Here is an 18632-nt window from a genome sequence, read left to right as displayed (position 1 = left end):
GAAGAAAAGGAAAAAGAATGAGCGAAAAAGAGCAAGAAATGACTTCGAAAAAGTTAGGGCTTCACGTGGGAGTTAGTTTTCAGGATACACGTGAAATTCGCGAAGTGCTAGATAAATCAGTCTTTCGTGAAGAAGAGCCGACTCATAGCCAGCAGGCAGAAGTCTTGGAGGAGCCGGTTGCAATGGAGGAATTAGAGCCCATTAGTGATGCAAAGTCAGAACTAGTAGCAGAACCTGAACAAGAATCAGACCAGGAAACGGAGCAACCGCTCAGTCGGATGAGTCGTCGTTCGCGTAAAGCGGGAGTTGAAGCAACAAAAGCGGAAGTACCTAGCGTAGAAGAGAACACGGAGGAGTTAGAGGCAGATGTAGTAGCTGGGTCTGTGCGCCGTCAATGGAAGCGTCCAGTCCCTATGGAGATTCCTCTTGTGTTGAGTCTCTTGATTAGTTTACTGCATGTCGGGGTGCCATTTTTAACCCGTTTTGCCACCAATCAACAATCTCAAAATTTGTATGCTGGCTGGGCAATGACCAAGGGGCAAGTACCGTTTGGTGATTTTTACGGAACCAATGGTCTGCTCTATTATGCGATCAACTGGTTGGGAAGTTTAGCTGGTGGACATTGGATCTTGATGATCCTCCAAGCGATTGCCCTCTTCTTTGCGGGGACTTATCTCTATCGTGTTGTGCGCTTGCTGGTGTCTGATAAAGATACAGCGAAGAATGTCCAGTTACTCTTTTATTTCTTGGTGCTAGGCCTTGGTTTTGGAGGGACTTATGTGACTCTCTTTAGCCTTCCAATCCTATTTGCCAGCATGAATTTCATTTTGGCTTATCTGATTGGGTATCATAAGGATGAAGGATTTATCCTTTATGGTGCGATTGCAGCTGTGGCTTTCTTGATTGATCCGATGACCAGTGCCTTGTTTTATTTGTTGGCCTTCCTTGGATTAACAGCCTTTAATATCAAGCAGAAGAGATGGGCGCGTGGCTTTTATCAACTGCTAGCAGCTCTCCTTGGTTTTTCACTCGTCTTTTATCCAATTGGCTATATCACTGTTTTGAATCAGACTTTTGGCTATGCCATTAACCAAGTAACCTATGTCTTTAATGCCTTGAATTTCACGAATGGACAGACCTTCAGTAATGTTATTTATTACGGATTGTTGGCGCTCGCCTTTGGTTTAGTCTCTGCCTTTTTGATGTCCTTTACTAAGCAAAGTAGCAGTGCTCGCCGGATCTTCCGCTTTATGGGATGGGCAGGTAGCCTGGTAGTCCTCGTCGTGTCTATTGGTCTTCCGGAGCAAGGCGCTTACCAATTGTTGCCAATGTTGCCATTTGTTCTTCCCTTGTTTGCGATCTGGTTCTCACGAGATGGGGAAGAAAACGACGGTATCGAACGTCGTGGTCGGAAGAAGAAAAACAAGGAAGTTTGGGCCGCTTACTTTACGAGCCAAGTTTTCTTACCGCTAGTAGCCCTTGTCTATCTGTTGGCGAATCCAGTGGTTCAAGATGTCGTGCTTCAGTCTGGCCAATCGAGTGAACGGAGCGCTATTGCCAGCTACATTAAACATCATACCAAGTCGAAAGATACCATTTATGCTTGGGATACAACGGCTACCATCTATCAAGAAAGTGATCGTTTGGCAGCTTCGGCCTTATTGACCCCGACGTCTTATCTGGGAATTAATGAAAATCGGACCAATGTAGTCCAACAAATCGATCGGTCTGAACCGAAGTATATTGTGGTCAATAATCAGGTAGAGTTGACCTCCAATATGAAGGACTTGCTCAAAGAAAATTATCGTCTGGTTGAGAAGAAATACAGTCATTTCAAACTCTATCAACGCTCTTAAGAAAATCAATATCTTGTGTTTTAGAAAGTTTTTTAGAATTTTCACCACAAGATATTGATTTTTATTTTTGGAGTGGTATAATACAACTTGTATGTAAATAAATGAAGAGAGGCATGTTTGGTATGATCACCTTGAGAGAAGAAAAACTGAGAATGGTACCGGATATTTTTGTTGAAAAACGAGATGGCCGCCGTGTTCAATTCGATGTTGAAAAAATTTATAAAGCCTTGTTGAAGGCGACAGAAGAAGTGACTTCTCTCACTCCAGTGATGGAAGCCAAACTAGAAGCCATTGTCGATCGTGTGATCGCAGAGATCTTGGAACGTTTTCCAAATGGCGTGAAGATCTATGAGATCCAAAATGTCGTCGAACATGAATTGCTTCAAGCCAACGAATATGCGATTGCTGAGAGCTACATTACTTATCGGACTCAGCGGGATTTTGAGCGCTCAAAAGCGACGGACATCAACTTTACGATTGGAAAACTCCTCAATAAGGACCAAGCTGTCGTCAATGAAAATGCCAATAAGGACAGCGATGTCTTTAATACGCAACGGGACTTGACGGCAGGGATTGTCGGTAAGTCTATTGGTCTTAAAATGTTGCCTAAACACGTAGCCAATGCCCACCAAAAAGGGGATATTCACTACCATGATTTGGACTATAGCCCTTATACACCGATGACCAACTGCTGTTTGATCGATTTTGAGGGCATGCTCAGAAATGGCTTTAAGATTGGGAATGCAGAAGTAGAAAGTCCTAAATCCATCCAAACTGCAACGGCTCAAATCTCGCAGATTATTGCCAATGTAGCCTCTAGTCAGTACGGGGGTTGCTCAGCTGACCGGATCGATGAAGTCTTGGCCCCTTATGCAGAAAAGAACTACCAAAAACACTTGGCAGATGCCAAGGAGTGGGTGCTTCCTGAAAAGCAAGAGGACTACGCTTGGAGCAAGACTCAAAAAGATATCTATGACGCCATGCAATCGCTGGAATATGAAATCAATACCCTTTTTACTTCGAACGGGCAAACGCCCTTTACTTCGCTTGGCTTTGGTCTTGGAACCAATCGCTTCGAGCGGGAAATCCAAAAGGCGATTTTGGAAATTAGAATCAAGGGACTTGGATCGGAACATCGGACAGCCATCTTTCCAAAGCTGATCTTTACCCTCAAGCGGGGGCTCAATCTAGAACCTGGAACTCCTAACTATGATATCAAACAATTGGCCTTGGAATGTGCCACTAAGCGCATGTATCCAGACGTTTTGTCTTATGACAAGATTGTCGAGTTGACAGGCTCCTTCAAGGTGCCGATGGGATGTCGCTCTTTCCTTCAAGGTTGGAAGGACGAGAATGGTGTGGAAGTTAATTCTGGTCGGATGAACCTAGGGGTTGTGACGGTCAATTTACCTCGGATTGCCTTGGAATCAGGCGGAGACAAGGAGAAGTTCTGGCAAATCTTTAATGAACGGATGAACATCGCTGAAGATGCCTTAGTTTACCGGGTGGAACGCACCAAAGAAGCGACACCAGCCAATGCGCCGATTCTCTACCAATATGGGGCTTTCGGGAAACGCTTGGGCAAATATGACCAGGTAGATCAGCTCTTCCGTCATCGCAGAGCAACCGTTTCTCTTGGCTATATCGGACTCTATGAAGTTGCAACCGTCTTTTATGGTCCAAATTGGGAACACAATCCAGAAGCCAAACAATTCACGATCGATATCATCAAGGATATGAAAGCGCGCGTGGAAGAATGGTCTGACCAGTATGATTACCACTTCTCTATCTATTCGACTCCGTCAGAAAGCTTGACAGACCGCTTCTGTCGCCTGGATACGGAGAAATTTGGTAAGGTTCCAGATATCACAGACAAGGAATACTACACCAATAGTTTCCACTACGATGTTCGTAAGAACCCAACGCCATTTGAGAAGTTGGATTTTGAAAAAGTCTATCCAGAAGCTGGGGCGTCTGGTGGTTTTATCCACTACTGTGAATACCCTGTGCTCCAACAAAATCCAAAAGCCCTTGAAGCGGTTTGGGATTATGCCTATGACCGGGTCGGTTATCTCGGAACCAATACGCCGATTGACCGTTGTTACAAGTGTGATTTTGAGGGAGACTTCACGCCGACTGAGCGCGGATTTGCTTGTCCAAACTGTGGCAATAGCGATCCGAAAACGGTTGATGTGGTCAAACGGACCTGTGGTTATCTAGGAAACCCTCAAGCTCGTCCGATGGTCAATGGCCGTCACAAGGAAATTGCTGCACGGGTCAAACACATGAATGGATCCACTATCAAATCAGCTGGACACCAAGTGACAAATTAGAAAAGGACATTATGGGAAAATACCAATTAGATGATAAAGGTAAGGCTCAGGTTCAACGATTCCACGAGAAGCATTCAAAGGGTGGAATCAATAAAAAAGACCGAGTAGCCAGCCTGAGAGAACAATTTTTAAATAAGAATAAAAAAAAGTGAGAGTCCGCTCTCGCTTTTCTCGTATGGGGGAGGTAAAGATGGAATTACGTAGACCAACATTAGCAGATAAAGAAACCATTCTAAACATGATGACAGAGTTCGAAGAGACCCAGTCGGCCCACGACGGCGGCTTTTGGGATGCTGAGAACTTTGATTATGAGGAGTGGCTAGAAACTAACCTTAATAAAGAAATGGGAATAGGATTGCCTGAAAATCGCGTTCCATCAATTCAGTTCGTATTGTTTGATGAATCAGGTCATGCTTTAGGTTTTTTGAATCTACGGCTGAGACTAAATGAGGGATTGCTGAATTATGCTGGTCATATTGGCTATTCCATCCGTCCCTCTGAAAGAGGCAAGGGTTATGCCAAGGAAGCTCTCCGTCAAGGTCTGCGAGTAGCTAAAGAAAAGAACATCCATCGTGCTCTGGTGACTTGTAGCACGGACAATCCGGCCAGTCGAGCGGTTATCTTAGCTAATGGCGGCCAATTTGAAGATGTTCGAAATGGAACGGAGCGTTATTGGATAGAAGTGGAGTAGAAGGATGACATGGAATACACCTAAACCAGGCGAATGGAAGAGTGAGGAACTGAGTCAAGGGCGCATCATCGACTACAAGGCTTTTAACTTTGTCGATGGCGAAGGGGTGCGCAATTCCCTTTATGTGGCCGGCTGCATGTTTCACTGTGAGGGCTGTTACAATGTTGCGACCTGGTCTTTCAATGCAGGTATTCCCTATACCAAAGAGTTAGAAGAGCAGATCATGGCTGATCTGGCCCAACCCTATGTCCAGGGCTTGACCCTGCTTGGTGGAGAGCCATTCCTGAATACTGGAATTCTTTTGCCTCTCGTTAAACGCATTCGGAAAGAGTTGCCCGACAAAGACATTTGGTCTTGGACTGGCTACACTTGGGAAGAAATGATGCTAGAGACGCCAGACAAACTAGAGCTTCTCTCGCTGATTGATATTCTGGTTGATGGCCGCTATGATAAGAGCAAACGCAACCTCATGTTGCAGTTTCGTGGCTCTTCTAACCAGCGGATCATTGATGTTCAAAAATCATTGAAAGAAGGAAAAGTCGTCATCTGGGACAAGCTCAATGACGGAAGGGAAAGTTTTGAGCAGGTCAAGCGGGACGATCTTTTGTAATCGCTTCAAAAAACCGGGTTTTGCACTCGGTTTTTTTGGATTCTCTGCATAAGTATACAAGAGATTTCTCTAGTTTTAGAAAACGCTTATTTTATAAATGTCTATAATGGACAAAATGGTGATAATTAATGCATTTTTTAATAAAAATATGTTACAATAAATATGATTAGGACTAATTGGAGGTATTTATGTCACAAAGGAGACGGTGCCGTCGTTCAGAACATAAGTGGGGGCAATTGCGAATCATTAATTCCGTATTGCTTATTTTTTTGCTTATGAGTGCAAGTTGGGCGACCTATACCATGTTGGCCAATAACATCTTGGCTTTTCGCTATGTTAATATTCTCGTGATTGTACTACTAGCTCTTCTCTTGCTCTTGTCAGCTTGGTTTGTGATCAAAAATCAGGCCAAAAAGACAACGTTCGTCCTGCTTCTTGTCGGCTTATTGGCTAGTTCAGGAGTTTTGTTTGCTAGTCAACAGCTTTTGAATCTGACCAGTAATGTCAATGGCCACTCTAACTATACAGAGTTTGAGATGGCTGTCTATGTCAAGAAAGACAGTGACATCAAAGATATCAAAGAAATCAAGGAAGTGGTGGCACCAAAGGGCAACAATAACGAAGCCAATCTTACTGCCCTCTTGGATAACATCAAAAAGACCAAGGGTCAGGAAATTTCTGTAGTGGATGCACCGACTTATCTAGATGCCTATAAGAGACTGCAGGAAGGGAATGCCTCTGCTATGGTCCTCAACAGTACCTTTGAGGATACCATTGCCGCAGAAGATGCAGACTATGCGAAGAAGTTGAAGAAAATCTATTCCTACAAGATCCGAAAAGAAGTGGCAGCGACGAGCAAGGTGTCTGCCAATGCGGATGTCTTTAACATCTATGTCAGCGGGATCGATACCTATGGTCCGGTAACCTCGGTTTCTCGTTCAGATGTCAATATCATCATGACGGTCAATCGGAAGACCAAGCAAGTCCTATTAACAACGACACCACGGGATGCCTATGTACCGATTGCAGATGGTGGTAATAACCAAAATGATAAGTTGACCCATGCGGGGATCTACGGAGTGGATGCTTCTATCCATACCCTTGAGAATCTCTATGATATCAAGCTCAACTACTACGTTCGTCTCAATTTCACCTCCTTCCTCAAGTTGATTGACCTTCTAGGGGGAATCGATGTGGAAAATGACCAGGAATTCACGAGCCTTCATGGCAAGTTCCATTTCCCAGTTGGCAAGGTCCATTTGAATTCGGAGCAAGCCCTCGGTTTTGTTCGCGAACGCTACTCTCTTCAAGGTGGCGACAATGACCGTGGGAAAAACCAAGAAAAAGTCATTGCAGCTATTATCAAAAAGTTGACCTCTACTAAGGTTTTAAGCAACTACAATGAGATTATCGGAAATCTCCAAAATTCTGTCCAAACCAACATGCAGTTGCCGACTATGATGAACTTGATCAATACCCAGCTAGAAACGGGTGGCTCTTATGAGGTGACTTCTCAAGCGATCACCGGTCAAGGACGCACCAACTTACCATCTTATGCCATGCCTGGTTACAACCTCTATGTCATGGAGTTGGATCAAGCCAGCTTGACCAAGGCTAAGGAAACCATTCAAAAAGTAATGGAAGGAAAAGAAAAATGATTGATATCCACTCGCACATCGTCTTTGATGTGGATGATGGACCAAAGACAAGAGAAGATACGCGTGCCTTATTGGAAGAAAGCTATCGCCAAGGGGTACGGACCATTATCTCCACTTCTCATCGCCGCAAGGGGATGTTTGAAACTCCCGAAGAAAAGATTTCTGAAAATTTTCAAGAAGTGAAAAAAATTGCGGCAGAGGTCGCGCCAGATTTAACGATTCATTATGGGGCAGAGATCTACTTTACCAATGATGTCTTGAAAAAACTGGAAGAAAAGATCATTCCACGTTTGGCAGATACGCGCTTTGCTCTGATCGAATTCAGCATGGGAACACCTTACAAGGAGATTCATACCGCTTTGGACCGCTTGCTCCATCTAGGTGTGACACCAGTGGTGGCCCATATCGAGCGCTACAAGTGCTTGGAGAAAAATGAGGAGCGCGTGCAAGAGATGATTAACATGGGCTGCTACATGCAGATCAATAGTTCTAGTGTTCTCAAGCCTCGCCTCTTTGGGGATGAACAAAAACAACTCAAAAAACGAGCTCGGTACTTCTTAGAAAAAGACTTGGTACACTTTGTTGCCAGTGATATGCACAATGTAGATAAACGACCGCCTTATATGGCAGAAGCCTATCGCTTGATCAAGGAAGAATACGGAGAACAAAGAGCACAAGCTCTCTTTGTCAGCAATCAAGAACTCTTGTTAGCGGATGAATTAATCTAACCATGAAACAGGTGGAGAGATCCACACGAAGGAGTAATTAGGAAATGAACAATCAAGAAAATCAAGCAGTGGAAATTGATGTTTTCTCTATGCTGAAGACCCTATGGAAACGCAAGTTCTCAATCGTTTTGGTCGCTCTTGTCTTTGCCATCGCAGCATTTGGCTATAGTGCCTTTTTAGCCAAGAAAGAATACCAAAGTACTAGCCGGATCTATGTGGTCAGTCGTCAAAACCAAGACAACAATGCCTTGACAAACTCGGATTTGCAGGCGGGTTCTTACTTGGTTAAAGACTACCGTGAGATCATCCTTTCTCAAAATGTATTGAGTCAAGCCATCGAAGAATTGAAACTCGATCTGACACCAGCTGAGCTGTCGAAAAAGATCAGTGTATCCGTTCCGACAGATACTCGTATCCTTTCCATCACGGCTAAGGATGGAGATCCAAAAGAAGTACCCGCATTGCCAATGGCCTTCGAAATGTAGCAGCAAAGATCATCTCTGTGACCAAGGTGTCAGATGTTACGACTTTGGATGAAGCAGAAGTGCCTCAATCACCTTCTTCACCAAATATCCGACGCAATGTCCTTCTTGGCTTTATTGCTGGAGCTGGCTTGATGGTGGTTCTCATGGTCGTAGTAGAAGTCTTGGACGATCGTGTCAAGAGACCAGAGGATATCGAAGAATTGATGGGCTTCACCTTACTTGGTATTGTGCCAGATATTAAGAAATTGTAGACCGAGGAACGCATGAATACATTAGAAATTTCAAAAAATAAACTACAAGAAATCCATAAGGCAGAGGAGTATTTCAATGCTCTTGCGACGAATATCCAATTGAGTGGTGTGAATCTGAAAGTCATCGCTGTCTCATCTGTTCAAGAAAACGAAGGAAAATCAACCACTTCAACCAACTTGGCCGTTGCCTTTGCGCGTGCGGGTTATAAGACTCTCTTAGTCGACTGCGATATCCGGAACTCTGTCATGACAGGGGTTTTCCGTAGCCGTGATAAGATCCAAGGATTGACTGACTTCTTATCTGGTCGTAGCCAATTGAACCAAATTTTATATCCTACTGATTTTCCAAATTTGGATATCATCGAATCTGGACAGGTCGCGCCAAACCCAACGGGTCTCTTGCAAAGTAAGAACTTCACCGTGATGATGGATGCCCTACGTGAGCATTTTGACTACATCATTGTCGATACACCTCCAATCGGAATCGTGATCGATGCGGCGATTATCGCTCAACGCTGTGATGGAACCGTCTTGATCACGGAATCTGGTGCCAATGGACGCAAGGCTGTCCAAAAGGCGAAGGAACAATTAGAACAAACAGGCACCCCTTTCTTAGGAGTAGTGCTCAATAAATTTAACATTAAAGCTACCGAGTATGGTTCGTATGGTGGATATGGATCTTACGGGGAATATGGGAAAAAGTAAAGAATAGGATCGAGGGAAAATGGGAGAAGAAAGAATTGAACTGGAAAAATTAACGATTGTTCTCTTTCAAAGTTTGGCTGTCCTATTTTCAGCTTACATTGTGAGCTTTTTTAAGAATGCAGAATACACGCCACAGACGATCGCGGTGCTCTATCTTTTGCACTTTGTAGCCTTTTACATTAGCAATGTCTCCTATCGTTTTTACAGTAGGGGTTACCTAGATGAGCTCTTTCAGGTCTTGAAATACAATGTATTTTTCGCTGTTGGGATCACCTTTACCTCTTTTATGCTCGATGGGGTCTTTTCTATCTCTCGACGGGGGATGATCTACTTCTTTCTTTTTAATACCTTTGCCGTCTATGCCATGGATCTCTTGCTTAAGAGATACCGGAAATCTGTTTCACCACGGCGGAAAAGTTCGAGAAAGATCTTCTTGATCACAGCGACCAGTCGGATGGAAAAAGTATTTGATATCTTGCATTCACCCAACCTCTATCATGGAGATCTAATCGGTGTCACTGTCATGGACAATACGGATTTTGCTCATTCAGGTGTCAGGGTGGTGCAGCCGGATCAAATGATGAACTTTGTGACCAAGGAAGTGGTGGATGAAGTCTTTATCAATCTGCCAAGTGAGGACTATAATATAAGTGACTTCGTCTCGGAGTTTGAGAGTATGGGGATCGATGTGTCGGTCAATCTCAATGCCTTTAACTTCGCTTCCTTAGGCAATAAACGGGTTCGAGAAGTCGGGGGACTAAGCGTCGTAACTTTCTCAACCAATTTTTACAAACCGAGCCACGTATTTGCCAAACGTCTCTTGGACATTGCAGGAGCTTTCTTTGGCCTCTTGATTTGTGGACTAGTGAGTATCGTTTTGGTCCCTCTAATCCGCAAAGATGGCGGTCCTGCCTTCTTTGTACAGAAGCGGGTCGGAAAGAACGGACGGTATTTTAACTTCTATAAATTCCGCTCCATGCGCGTGGATGCCGAAGAGATTAAAAAAGATCTGATGGCGCAAAACACCATGACAGGTGGGATGTTTAAGATGGAAAACGATCCACGGGTAACACCGATCGGACGCTTTATCCGTAAGACCAGTCTTGATGAATTGCCACAATTTTACAATGTTCTGATCGGTGACATGAGTCTAGTCGGAACTCGTCCTCCAACGGTAGATGAATACCAAGACTATACGCCAGCCCAAAAACGTAGACTCAGTTTCAAGCCAGGGATTACAGGCCTTTGGCAAGTGAGCGGACGCAGTGAGATTACAGACTTTGACGAAGTGGTCAAACTCGACGTTGCATACATGGATGATTGGACGATCTGGAGAGATATTCAGATCCTGCTCAAGACCGTGAAGGTTGTACTTAGAAAAGAAGGAGCGAAGTAGGCTGTGAGTAAAGTTAGACAGATTCAATTAGGAGAACTATCCTTATTAGAAAAGTATATTGAGATTTGCACAAAACACAATCTTCGATACTATGCTTTAGGGGGCACTTTATTGGGAGCTATTCGTCACAAGGGCTTTATCCCTTGGGATGATGATATGGATTTGGGCATGCCTAGAAAAGACTATGAAAAGTTTCTGGAAATTTGCCAAAATGAATTACCGAGCAATGTCATCTTGAGAATCCATGATGATAATTTAGGCAATACATCCATCATGGATACCTCGCTTCAAATTGAATTTGGTGGGGTTGTGTGTAGTCCTTTTATCGATGTGTTTCCTTTAGATGGTTACCCATCAGATGGCTTCCACTATTTCTTGCACACCAATAAAATTAAGTATTACCGTGCCCTTTCCAAAATATCTGTCATCAATCGATTGCACAATCGCGACCGAGGTTTCTTTGAAAATTCAATTGTGAAGGTTTCTAAGATCCTTCACCTAGACAAATTACTAAATACTGAAAAAATCAATCAAAAGTTACAAAATACGATTAAAAAATATGACTTTGAGACAAGTGATCTCGTGGGAAATGTCTTAGGATCCTATCGCGAGAGAGAATTGGCCTACAAAGAGGTATTTGGGGAGCCACAACTCCTTGATTTTGAAACTATTAAAATCAGTGGTCATGCTGATCCGGATGCTTATCTGACAAAGATCTATGGCGATTATATGAAGTTGCCAGAAGAATCAGAGCAAAAAGGTCACTTTGAATCCACGTGGGGAGAATAAGCTTGAAAAGTTTTACGATGATGGGGGTCAGAATTGACCCTTTAACAATGGCAGAAACCGTTGCTGCTACAGAAGAATTTGTACGAGATAAAAAACCACTCCATTTGATGGGAGTCAACGCAGATAAGCTCAATCAATGTGCGACAGATGAGGCCATCAAGAAGATTGTCAATGAATCTGAAATCATTAATGCAGATGGTGCTTCTGTTGTTCTCGCAGCGCGCTATTTGGGTTATGCTGTGCCAGAGCGCGTGGCAGGCATTGATTTGATGCAGGAATTGCTCCATTTAGCCAATGAAAAAGGCTACTCTGTCTACTTCTTCGGTGCAAAAGAGGAAGTATTGACAGATATGCTAACTATCTTTAAAAAGGATTATCAGAATCTCCGAGTAGTGGGCCATCGCAATGGCTATTTCTCTGCTGAAGAGGAGGAGGCTATTCAAGAAGATATTCGTGAGAAGAAGCCAGATTTTGTCTTTGTCGGCATCACCTCTCCTAAAAAGGAGTACTTGATCCAGAAGTTTATGGACAATGGCGTCAATTCTGTCTTTATGGGAGTGGGAGGAAGCTTTGATGTCCTCTCAGGTCATATCAAGCGGGCACCTATGTGGATGCAAAAAGCCAATCTGGAATGGTTGTTCCGTGTGGCCAACGAACCCAAACGGCTCTTTAAGCGTTATTTTGTAGGAAATGCCACTTTTATTAAGAGAGTAGTACATGAAAAACGGAAAGCAAAAAAATAATATTCTTCACATTTCGCGGACCATGGATATCGGTGGAGCGGAACGTATTGTCTATCAGTTGGCGACAGACCTCAAGGATGAATTTGATCAGGTTCATGTCGCATCAACTGGTGGATTGTGGGAAGAAAAACTAGCAGAGAATGGGATTCAACACCATCGGATTCTAGACATCGATAGCAAACAGCCAGCTACGGTGCTCAAGATCCTTGCTAGTCTCTCCAAGATCATCAAAGAAAATGAGATTACTCTTGTCCACACCCATCACCGGATGGCTGCTTTCTATATTCGTTTGCTGCAGATGCGCCATCCGAACTTGCTCCATGTCTATACAGCTCATAATGTTTTCAAGGATAAATTACCACTTTATAAATTCGCCCTAGGAAAGGCTCGAACGGTTGCTGTCAGTCAAGCTGTCCAGGAAAATATCCTTAATGATGTGAGGTCAAAAAACTCTATTGTGATTTATAATGGAGTAAAAATGAAACAAAGTGAGCATACAGTAAATGAAATTACTCAGTGTGACGGTATCAAAATAGGATGTATCGCTCGCCTGTCCGAACAAAAAGGGTTACCCTATCTGATCGAAGCTATGTCACTAGTGACAAATCCAAGTGTATCCTTGTTTCTTATCGGTGATGGAGAATTGAAAAATGATTTGATAAATCAAACCAAGGAGCTGGATTTGGAAGAAAGAATTCATTTTTTAGGTTATCGGAGCGACGTGGTAGAGTGTATCAATAGCTTTGACTTTTGTGTTCTTCCATCGATTTTTGAAGGATTTGGATTGGTTGCAATCGAGGCCTTTATGAACGGCAAAACCATGATTGCAACAGATATTCCAGGTGTGAACGAAGTAGTGAATTCTGAGAATGGGCTCCTCGTCCCAGCTGAGGATCCGCAAGCCTTAGCTCAAGCAATTAAACAATTAGCAGGGGATCCTGAGAAAAGAGCCTCTTTAGCTGCTCAAGCAAAGAGAGATTATGAAAGCAAGTATAGCTATCCGATCTTTTTAGACAACTATCGCAACTTTTACCAATTCATGAGGAAGGGTTCAAAATGAAAAAAGTAATGTTGGTGTTTGGGACGCGTCCAGAAGCCATTAAAATGTGTCCTTTGGTCAATGAACTCAAACAACACGATACCATTGAAACCGTAGTCTGTGTAACGGGGCAGCACAAGGAAATGCTGGACCAAGTGTTAGACGTTTTTCGTGTTGTTCCAGACTATAATCTAGGCATTATGAAGGCCAATCAAACATTATTTACCATTACGACCTCTATCTTGGAAAAAATCCAACCGGTATTAGAAGAGGAAAAACCTGATATTGTCCTCGTCCATGGGGATACCACAACCACCTTTGCAACAGCTTTGGCGGCCTTTTATATGGGCATCAAAGTGGGGCATGTGGAAGCAGGTCTTCGGACTTACAATCTTCAAAGCCCATATCCTGAAGAGTTTAACCGTCAAGCTACTTCCATAGTGGCAGATTACAATTTTGCTCCAACCCAGGTTTCAAAAGAGAATCTTCAAAAAGAAGGACGGACCAATATTTTCGTTACAGGAAATACTGTTATTGATGCCTTAAAAACAACGGTAAAAGAAGACTACGACCACCCTATATTGGAGTGGGCAAAAGGGAGCAAGCTCATCATGTTGACGGCCCACCGTCGCGAAAACCTTGGAGAACCTATGGAGCACATGTTCCGTGCGGTCAACCGGATTTTGGATGAGTTTGAAGATGTAAAGGTGGTCTATCCCATCCACAAAAATCCAAAGGTCAGAGAATTGGCTAGCAAGATTTTTGGAGAGAATGAGCGAATGAAAATCATTGAGCCCTTGGAAGTGATTGATTTTCATAATTTCATGAACCAAAGCTATATGATCTTGACGGACTCAGGTGGCGTCCAAGAAGAAGCGCCTTCCTTAGGAAAACCTGTCCTTGTCATGCGTGATACGACAGAGCGTCCAGAAGGTGTGGCTGCAGGGACTTTGAAATTGGTCGGAACAGAAGAAGAAAACATCTATCGCAACTTCAAGCTCCTTCTGGAAGACCAAGATGAATACGAGAAGATGAGCCAGGCAAGTAATCCTTATGGGGATGGAACAGCTTGTCAACAGATTGTAGAAATTATCATGAAGGGATTAGCATAATGGAAAAGGTTTCGATTGTCATACCGGTCTATAATGTCGAGGAGTATTTACAGTATAGTGTCGGTAGTCTTAGACAACAGACCTATTCAAATATTGAAATCATCCTGGTCGATGATGGATCAACCGATCGTTCAGGAGAAATTTGTGACCAGTATGCTCAGGAAGATGACCGTATTCGAGTGCTCCATCTTCAAAATGGGGGAATATCTTATGCCCGCAACAACGGTGTAAGAGTGGCAACAGCTGATTGGATCATGCTTCTAGATTCAGATGATTATTATGATCGTAGAACTGTTGAATATTTAATGGGATTGAAAGACCAGTATAATGTTGACCTCGTATCGACCCCGGTCATTGAAGTCAGAAGTTATGAGGACAAAGATTTTTCAGGAGATCTAAATGAAAAGAGCGCTAGGAAATTAGACCGCCATACAGCTCTGATAGAAATGTTCTATGGTCACCACGTTGGGACTCATTCAGGAGGAAAACTCTACAAGAAAGAGATCTTACTCCAACATCCCTATCCAGAAGGAATGATTTATGAAGATTTGGCCATTGCCTATGAGCATATTGCAGCTTGTAAGGAGATTGCTGTAAGCAATCTTAATCTTTATAAATACTATCGAAGAGCGGGTAGTACAGTCAATTCGAAGTATAGCGATCGGCTCTTGGATTTCTACAAGGCCATGGAATGGAACAGAGCCTATGTCGAGAGAGACTATCCTGATGATCCGGAAATGAAAAAAGCGGTCAATGCCCGCTATGTCTTTAATGGCTTGCATGTGGTCCATGCTATGCTGGGTTCTCATATGTATGATCAGGTTAACAAAATTCGCAAAGAGTATCGTCGCTATTGGAAAGATATTCTAATCAATTTACATATTACAAGAAAAAATAAACTCAAATACCTTCTTTTGCTCCTTTCTCCACATTTGTATCAAAAGGTGAGAGCAAAACTAGGCTAGATTGCTAAATAGCCATGTTCTAGAGAAGGAAAAAGAGACAACATCAGGAGGTTTAGGATGATTTATGCAGGGATTTTAGCAGGAGGAACAGGCTCACGGATGGGGATTACGGATATGCCCAAACAATTTTTGGATTTGGGTGGACGTCCTATTTTAATCCACACGGTTGAGAAGTTCTTATTGGTCCATGAGATTCAAAAGATTGTATTGGGGATTCATCCGGACTGGGTGACCTATACGGAAGATCTGGTAGACAAGTACTTGTCTTCTTATAAGGACCGGATCTTGGTTGTAGAGGGAGGAAGTGACCGCAACTCTACCATCGAAAATATCATCCTGGCTATCGATGAGGTGCAGCCTTTGACAGATGAGGACATTATCGTCACCCATGATTCGGTTCGTCCTTTTGTTAGCCTAAAAACTATCCAAGAAAACATTGAACTGGCCAAGAACCATGATGTTGTAGATACAGTGGTCGAAGCGACCGATACCATTGTTCAAAGCTTGGATAATACCTTTATCACGGATATCCCAGAGCGCCAATATCTCTATCAGGGTCAAACCCCTCAAACCTTCAAAATGAAAGACTTTCTTGCCTTGTATCATGATTTAAGTGACCAACAAAAAGAAGTCTTGACAGATGCCTGCAAGATCTTTGTCATCAATGGTAAAAAAGTTGCTCTTGCTAAAGGGGAATATTCCAATATTAAAATTACGACGATTACAGATTTGAAAATTGCACGCGGTATGATTGAGGACAATTAATATGTTGAACCAAATCTTTCAGCTGACCCAGCCGAAAAATATTACCATCAAATACCAAGAAGAAGACATGAGCCGTGGAGACAAGGTGTTAATACGCCCTTATTACATGGCTATTTGTCATGCGGACCAACGTTACTATCAAGGGAAACGGGATCCTAAGGTGCTTAAAAAGAAATTACCCATGGCCCTGATCCATGAGTCGTCTGGTATCGTGGTAGCGGATCCTACGGGAACCTATCAACCAGGACAGATTGTGGCTATGGTTCCCAATCAACCTCCTCATCAAACAGAGGGTGTATTCTTTGAAAATTATTTGGAGGGGACGCACTTCTTGTCTAGTGGCTTTAATGGTTTTATGCAAGAAGTCGTTGCCTTGCCACTGGATCGTGTAGTGGCTTATCCAGAGGAAGTTCGGGGCCCTGTGACAGCCTTAGCGGAATTTAGTAGTGTTGCCATGCATGCCATTCATCGCTTTGATCTCATTGCCCATCAACGAAGAGAGTCTGTTTTGATTTTAGGAGATGGGAGTCTTTCATATGTGGTTGCGACTTCTTTGCACTATCTTTACCCAGAGTTGAAGATTACAGTCGTAGGGCGCAACAGTGATAAACTGCAATTGTTTAATTTTATCCATCAGGCCATTTTAACCAGCGAGTTGACAGACGATCAACGGTTTGATCACGCCTTTGAGTGTACTGGTGGCCAAGGAAGTGAACCAGCCATCAATGACATTATCGATCATATCAAGCCTCAAGGAACCGTGATGTTGATGGGGGTTAGTGATAACCGGGTCGCAGTTAATACAAGAGATGTTCTTGAAAAGGGATTGACCTTTGTAGGGTCTTCTCGCTCAGGTCGTGAAGATTTCGAGCGGGCTGTAGAGATGCTGGCTAATCGTCGGGTCCAAAGCCGTTTGAAAAACATTATTCACGTTGATGGAGAAGTTCAAACCATTCCAGATATTCACCGAGCTTTTGCGACAGATTTGATCACACCGTTTAAAACGGTCTTTAAGTGGGGATTGTAGCCAATCATGAAAGTGCTAAAAAATTACGCCTATAATCTCTCCTACCAGTTGCTGGTGATTATCTTGCCGATTATCACCACCCCTTATGTGACACGGGTCTTTAGTTCAAATGACTTAGGGACCTATGGCTATTTCAACTCCATCGTCACCTATTTTATCCTTTTGGCGACGCTAGGAGTGGCTAACTACGGAACCAAGGAGATCTCAGGACACCGCAAAGACATCCAAAAGAATTTCTGGGGGATTTATACCCTTCAGTTAGGAGCGACCTTTGTGTCCATCCTGCTTTATGTCTTGCTGTGCTTGGCGCTTCCTTCCATGCAAAACCCTGTGGCCTATATCTTAGGGCTCAGTTTGGTTTCAAAGGGGCTCGACATCTCCTGGCTCTTTCAGGGGTTAGAGGACTTCCGTAAGATTACGGTTCGGAATATCACGGTCAAACTGGTTGGAGTCATCTCCATCTTCTTGTTTGTCAAATCTGCCAATGATTTGTATCTCTATGTATTCTTACTCACCATCTTTGAGCTCTTAGGTCAGCTGAGTATGTGGCTACCTGCTCGGGAGTTCATTGGGAAAGCCCATTTTGATTTGGCTTATGCACGGGTGCACTTAAAACCGGTCATTCTGCTCTTTTTACCGCAGATTGCCATTTCCCTCTATGTCACCTTGGATCGAACCATGCTGGGGGCTCTCGCCTCTACAAAGGATGTGGGGATTTATGATCAGGCCTTGAAATTGGTTAATATTTTGCTGACCCTTGTGACGTCTTTAGGAAGTGTCATGCTTCCGCGCGTGGCGAGTCTTTTGGCTTCAGGAGATCACAAGGCTGTCAATAAGATGCACCAAATGTCCTTTTTGATCTATAATTTGGTCATTTTCCCGATTATTGCCGGCATGCTGATTGTAAACGATGACTTTGTTCGATTCTTCTTAGGGAAGGATTTCCAAGATGCTCGCTATGCCATCGCTATCATGATCTTCCGTATGTTCTTCATCGGATGGACCAATATCATGGGGATTCAAATTCTCATCCCGCATGATAAGAACAAAGAATTTATGCTGTCCACCACGATTCCTGCTATCGTCAGTGTCGGGTTGAACCTGCTCTTCTTACCCCATTTTGGTTTTATTGGCGCAGCCATTGTATCCGTCTTAACAGAATCCTTAGTATGGCTGATTCAACTCTACTATACCCGTCATTACCTCAAGGAAGTTCCAATTATCGGTGCGATGACAAAAATTATGTTCGCATCTGCTCTGATGTATGGCCTCTTGCAACTTGTAAAACCGTTTCTACATTTCACCCCTACCCTGAATGTACTCGTGTATGCGGTGCTTGGTGGGATCATTTATCTGATCGCTATCCTATCTCTGAGAGTGGTAGATGTGAAAGAATTAAAACAACAATTTTTAAATAAATAGTAGAGAGTAGAAAGGAAGGATATGAATTTTTAGGTCAACAATGATGTTCAGATGGGA

At 43.3% G+C, this 18632-nt stretch carries 17 protein-coding genes and 1 pseudogene; all 18 read left to right on the top strand.

The genetic code is table 11. The features are described 5' to 3' along the window. Positions 1-17: 17 nt before the first annotated feature. On the top strand, positions 18-1856 hold the full coding sequence (locus tag AB4X21_RS09660) for an MFS transporter (RefSeq protein WP_369087923.1): 1839 nt from the start codon (positions 18-20) through the stop codon (positions 1854-1856). 122 nt (positions 1857-1978) lie between these two features. After that, positions 1979-4189 carry an anaerobic ribonucleoside-triphosphate reductase gene (gene nrdD / locus AB4X21_RS09655; RefSeq protein WP_037606893.1) on the top strand — a complete coding sequence of 737 codons (2211 nt, stop codon included), beginning with the start codon at positions 1979-1981 and terminating at the stop codon, positions 4187-4189. Between the two features lie 11 nt (positions 4190-4200). Further along, on the top strand, positions 4201-4341 hold the full coding sequence (locus AB4X21_RS09650; protein ID WP_003002079.1) for a hypothetical protein: 141 nt from the start codon (positions 4201-4203) through the stop codon (positions 4339-4341). A gap of 38 nt (positions 4342-4379) precedes the next feature. Beyond that, positions 4380-4880: a GNAT family N-acetyltransferase gene (locus tag AB4X21_RS09645; protein WP_369087922.1), complete on the top strand. Its 501-nt coding sequence runs from the start codon at positions 4380-4382 to the stop codon at positions 4878-4880. Between the two features lie 4 nt (positions 4881-4884). Then, positions 4885-5490 carry an anaerobic ribonucleoside-triphosphate reductase activating protein gene (gene nrdG, locus AB4X21_RS09640; RefSeq protein ID WP_369087921.1) on the top strand — a complete coding sequence of 202 codons (606 nt, stop codon included), beginning with the start codon at positions 4885-4887 and terminating at the stop codon, positions 5488-5490. 188 nt (positions 5491-5678) lie between these two features. Further along, a complete protein-coding gene (locus tag AB4X21_RS09635; protein WP_369087920.1) occupies positions 5679-7148 on the top strand; it encodes an LCP family protein in 1470 nt (489 codons plus the stop codon). After that, positions 7145-7876 carry a capsular polysaccharide biosynthesis protein Cps4B gene (gene cps4B, locus AB4X21_RS09630; RefSeq protein ID WP_003012712.1) on the top strand — a complete coding sequence of 244 codons (732 nt, stop codon included), beginning with the start codon at positions 7145-7147 and terminating at the stop codon, positions 7874-7876. The genes AB4X21_RS09635 and cps4B overlap by 4 nt, the downstream gene beginning before the upstream one ends. A gap of 44 nt (positions 7877-7920) precedes the next feature. Next, a pseudogene (locus AB4X21_RS09625) lies at positions 7921-8612 on the top strand (Wzz/FepE/Etk N-terminal domain-containing protein). Between the two features lie 12 nt (positions 8613-8624). Next, positions 8625-9317, top strand: a complete 693-nt coding sequence (locus tag AB4X21_RS09620) for a tyrosine-protein kinase (RefSeq protein ID WP_003002149.1) — start codon at positions 8625-8627, stop codon at positions 9315-9317. A gap of 19 nt (positions 9318-9336) precedes the next feature. After that, a complete protein-coding gene (locus AB4X21_RS09615) occupies positions 9337-10713 on the top strand; it encodes a sugar transferase (RefSeq protein WP_003012763.1) in 1377 nt (458 codons plus the stop codon). Positions 10714-10716: 3 nt separating this feature from the next. Continuing rightward, positions 10717-11502 carry a phosphorylcholine transferase LicD gene (locus AB4X21_RS09610; protein ID WP_023919863.1) on the top strand — a complete coding sequence of 262 codons (786 nt, stop codon included), beginning with the start codon at positions 10717-10719 and terminating at the stop codon, positions 11500-11502. 20 nt (positions 11503-11522) lie between these two features. Next, on the top strand, positions 11523-12245 hold the full coding sequence (locus AB4X21_RS09605; RefSeq protein WP_369088383.1) for a WecB/TagA/CpsF family glycosyltransferase: 723 nt from the start codon (positions 11523-11525) through the stop codon (positions 12243-12245). Next, positions 12220-13305: a glycosyltransferase family 4 protein gene (locus AB4X21_RS09600; RefSeq protein WP_320911094.1), complete on the top strand. Its 1086-nt coding sequence runs from the start codon at positions 12220-12222 to the stop codon at positions 13303-13305. The genes AB4X21_RS09605 and AB4X21_RS09600 overlap by 26 nt, the downstream gene beginning before the upstream one ends. Continuing rightward, on the top strand, positions 13302-14396 hold the full coding sequence (gene wecB / locus AB4X21_RS09595; protein WP_320911095.1) for a non-hydrolyzing UDP-N-acetylglucosamine 2-epimerase: 1095 nt from the start codon (positions 13302-13304) through the stop codon (positions 14394-14396). The genes AB4X21_RS09600 and wecB overlap by 4 nt, the downstream gene beginning before the upstream one ends. Further along, complete coding sequence (locus AB4X21_RS09590; RefSeq protein ID WP_320911096.1) at positions 14396-15361, top strand: glycosyltransferase family 2 protein; 966 nt, start codon at positions 14396-14398, stop codon at positions 15359-15361. Before wecB ends, AB4X21_RS09590 begins: the two co-directional genes overlap by 1 nt. 57 nt (positions 15362-15418) lie before the next feature. Continuing rightward, complete coding sequence (locus AB4X21_RS09585) at positions 15419-16126, top strand: 2-C-methyl-D-erythritol 4-phosphate cytidylyltransferase (RefSeq protein WP_320911097.1); 708 nt, start codon at positions 15419-15421, stop codon at positions 16124-16126. A gap of 1 nt (position 16127) precedes the next feature. After that, the gene (locus tag AB4X21_RS09580) at positions 16128-17153 is read left to right on the top strand and encodes a zinc-binding dehydrogenase (RefSeq protein ID WP_023919850.1); all 1026 of its coding nucleotides are present in this window, start codon (positions 16128-16130) and stop codon (positions 17151-17153) included. Positions 17154-17159: 6 nt separating this feature from the next. Then, positions 17160-18575: a flippase gene (locus tag AB4X21_RS09575; protein ID WP_369087919.1), complete on the top strand. Its 1416-nt coding sequence runs from the start codon at positions 17160-17162 to the stop codon at positions 18573-18575. The last annotated feature ends 57 nt before the right edge of the window (positions 18576-18632 follow it).

It is taken from the genome of Streptococcus sp. CP1998 (assembly GCF_041026655.1).
Lineage (GTDB): Bacteria > Bacillota > Bacilli > Lactobacillales > Streptococcaceae > Streptococcus > Streptococcus dentalis.
The sequence above is the reverse complement of the archived record's forward strand: the minus strand, read 5'-3'. Positions and strand labels throughout refer to the sequence as shown.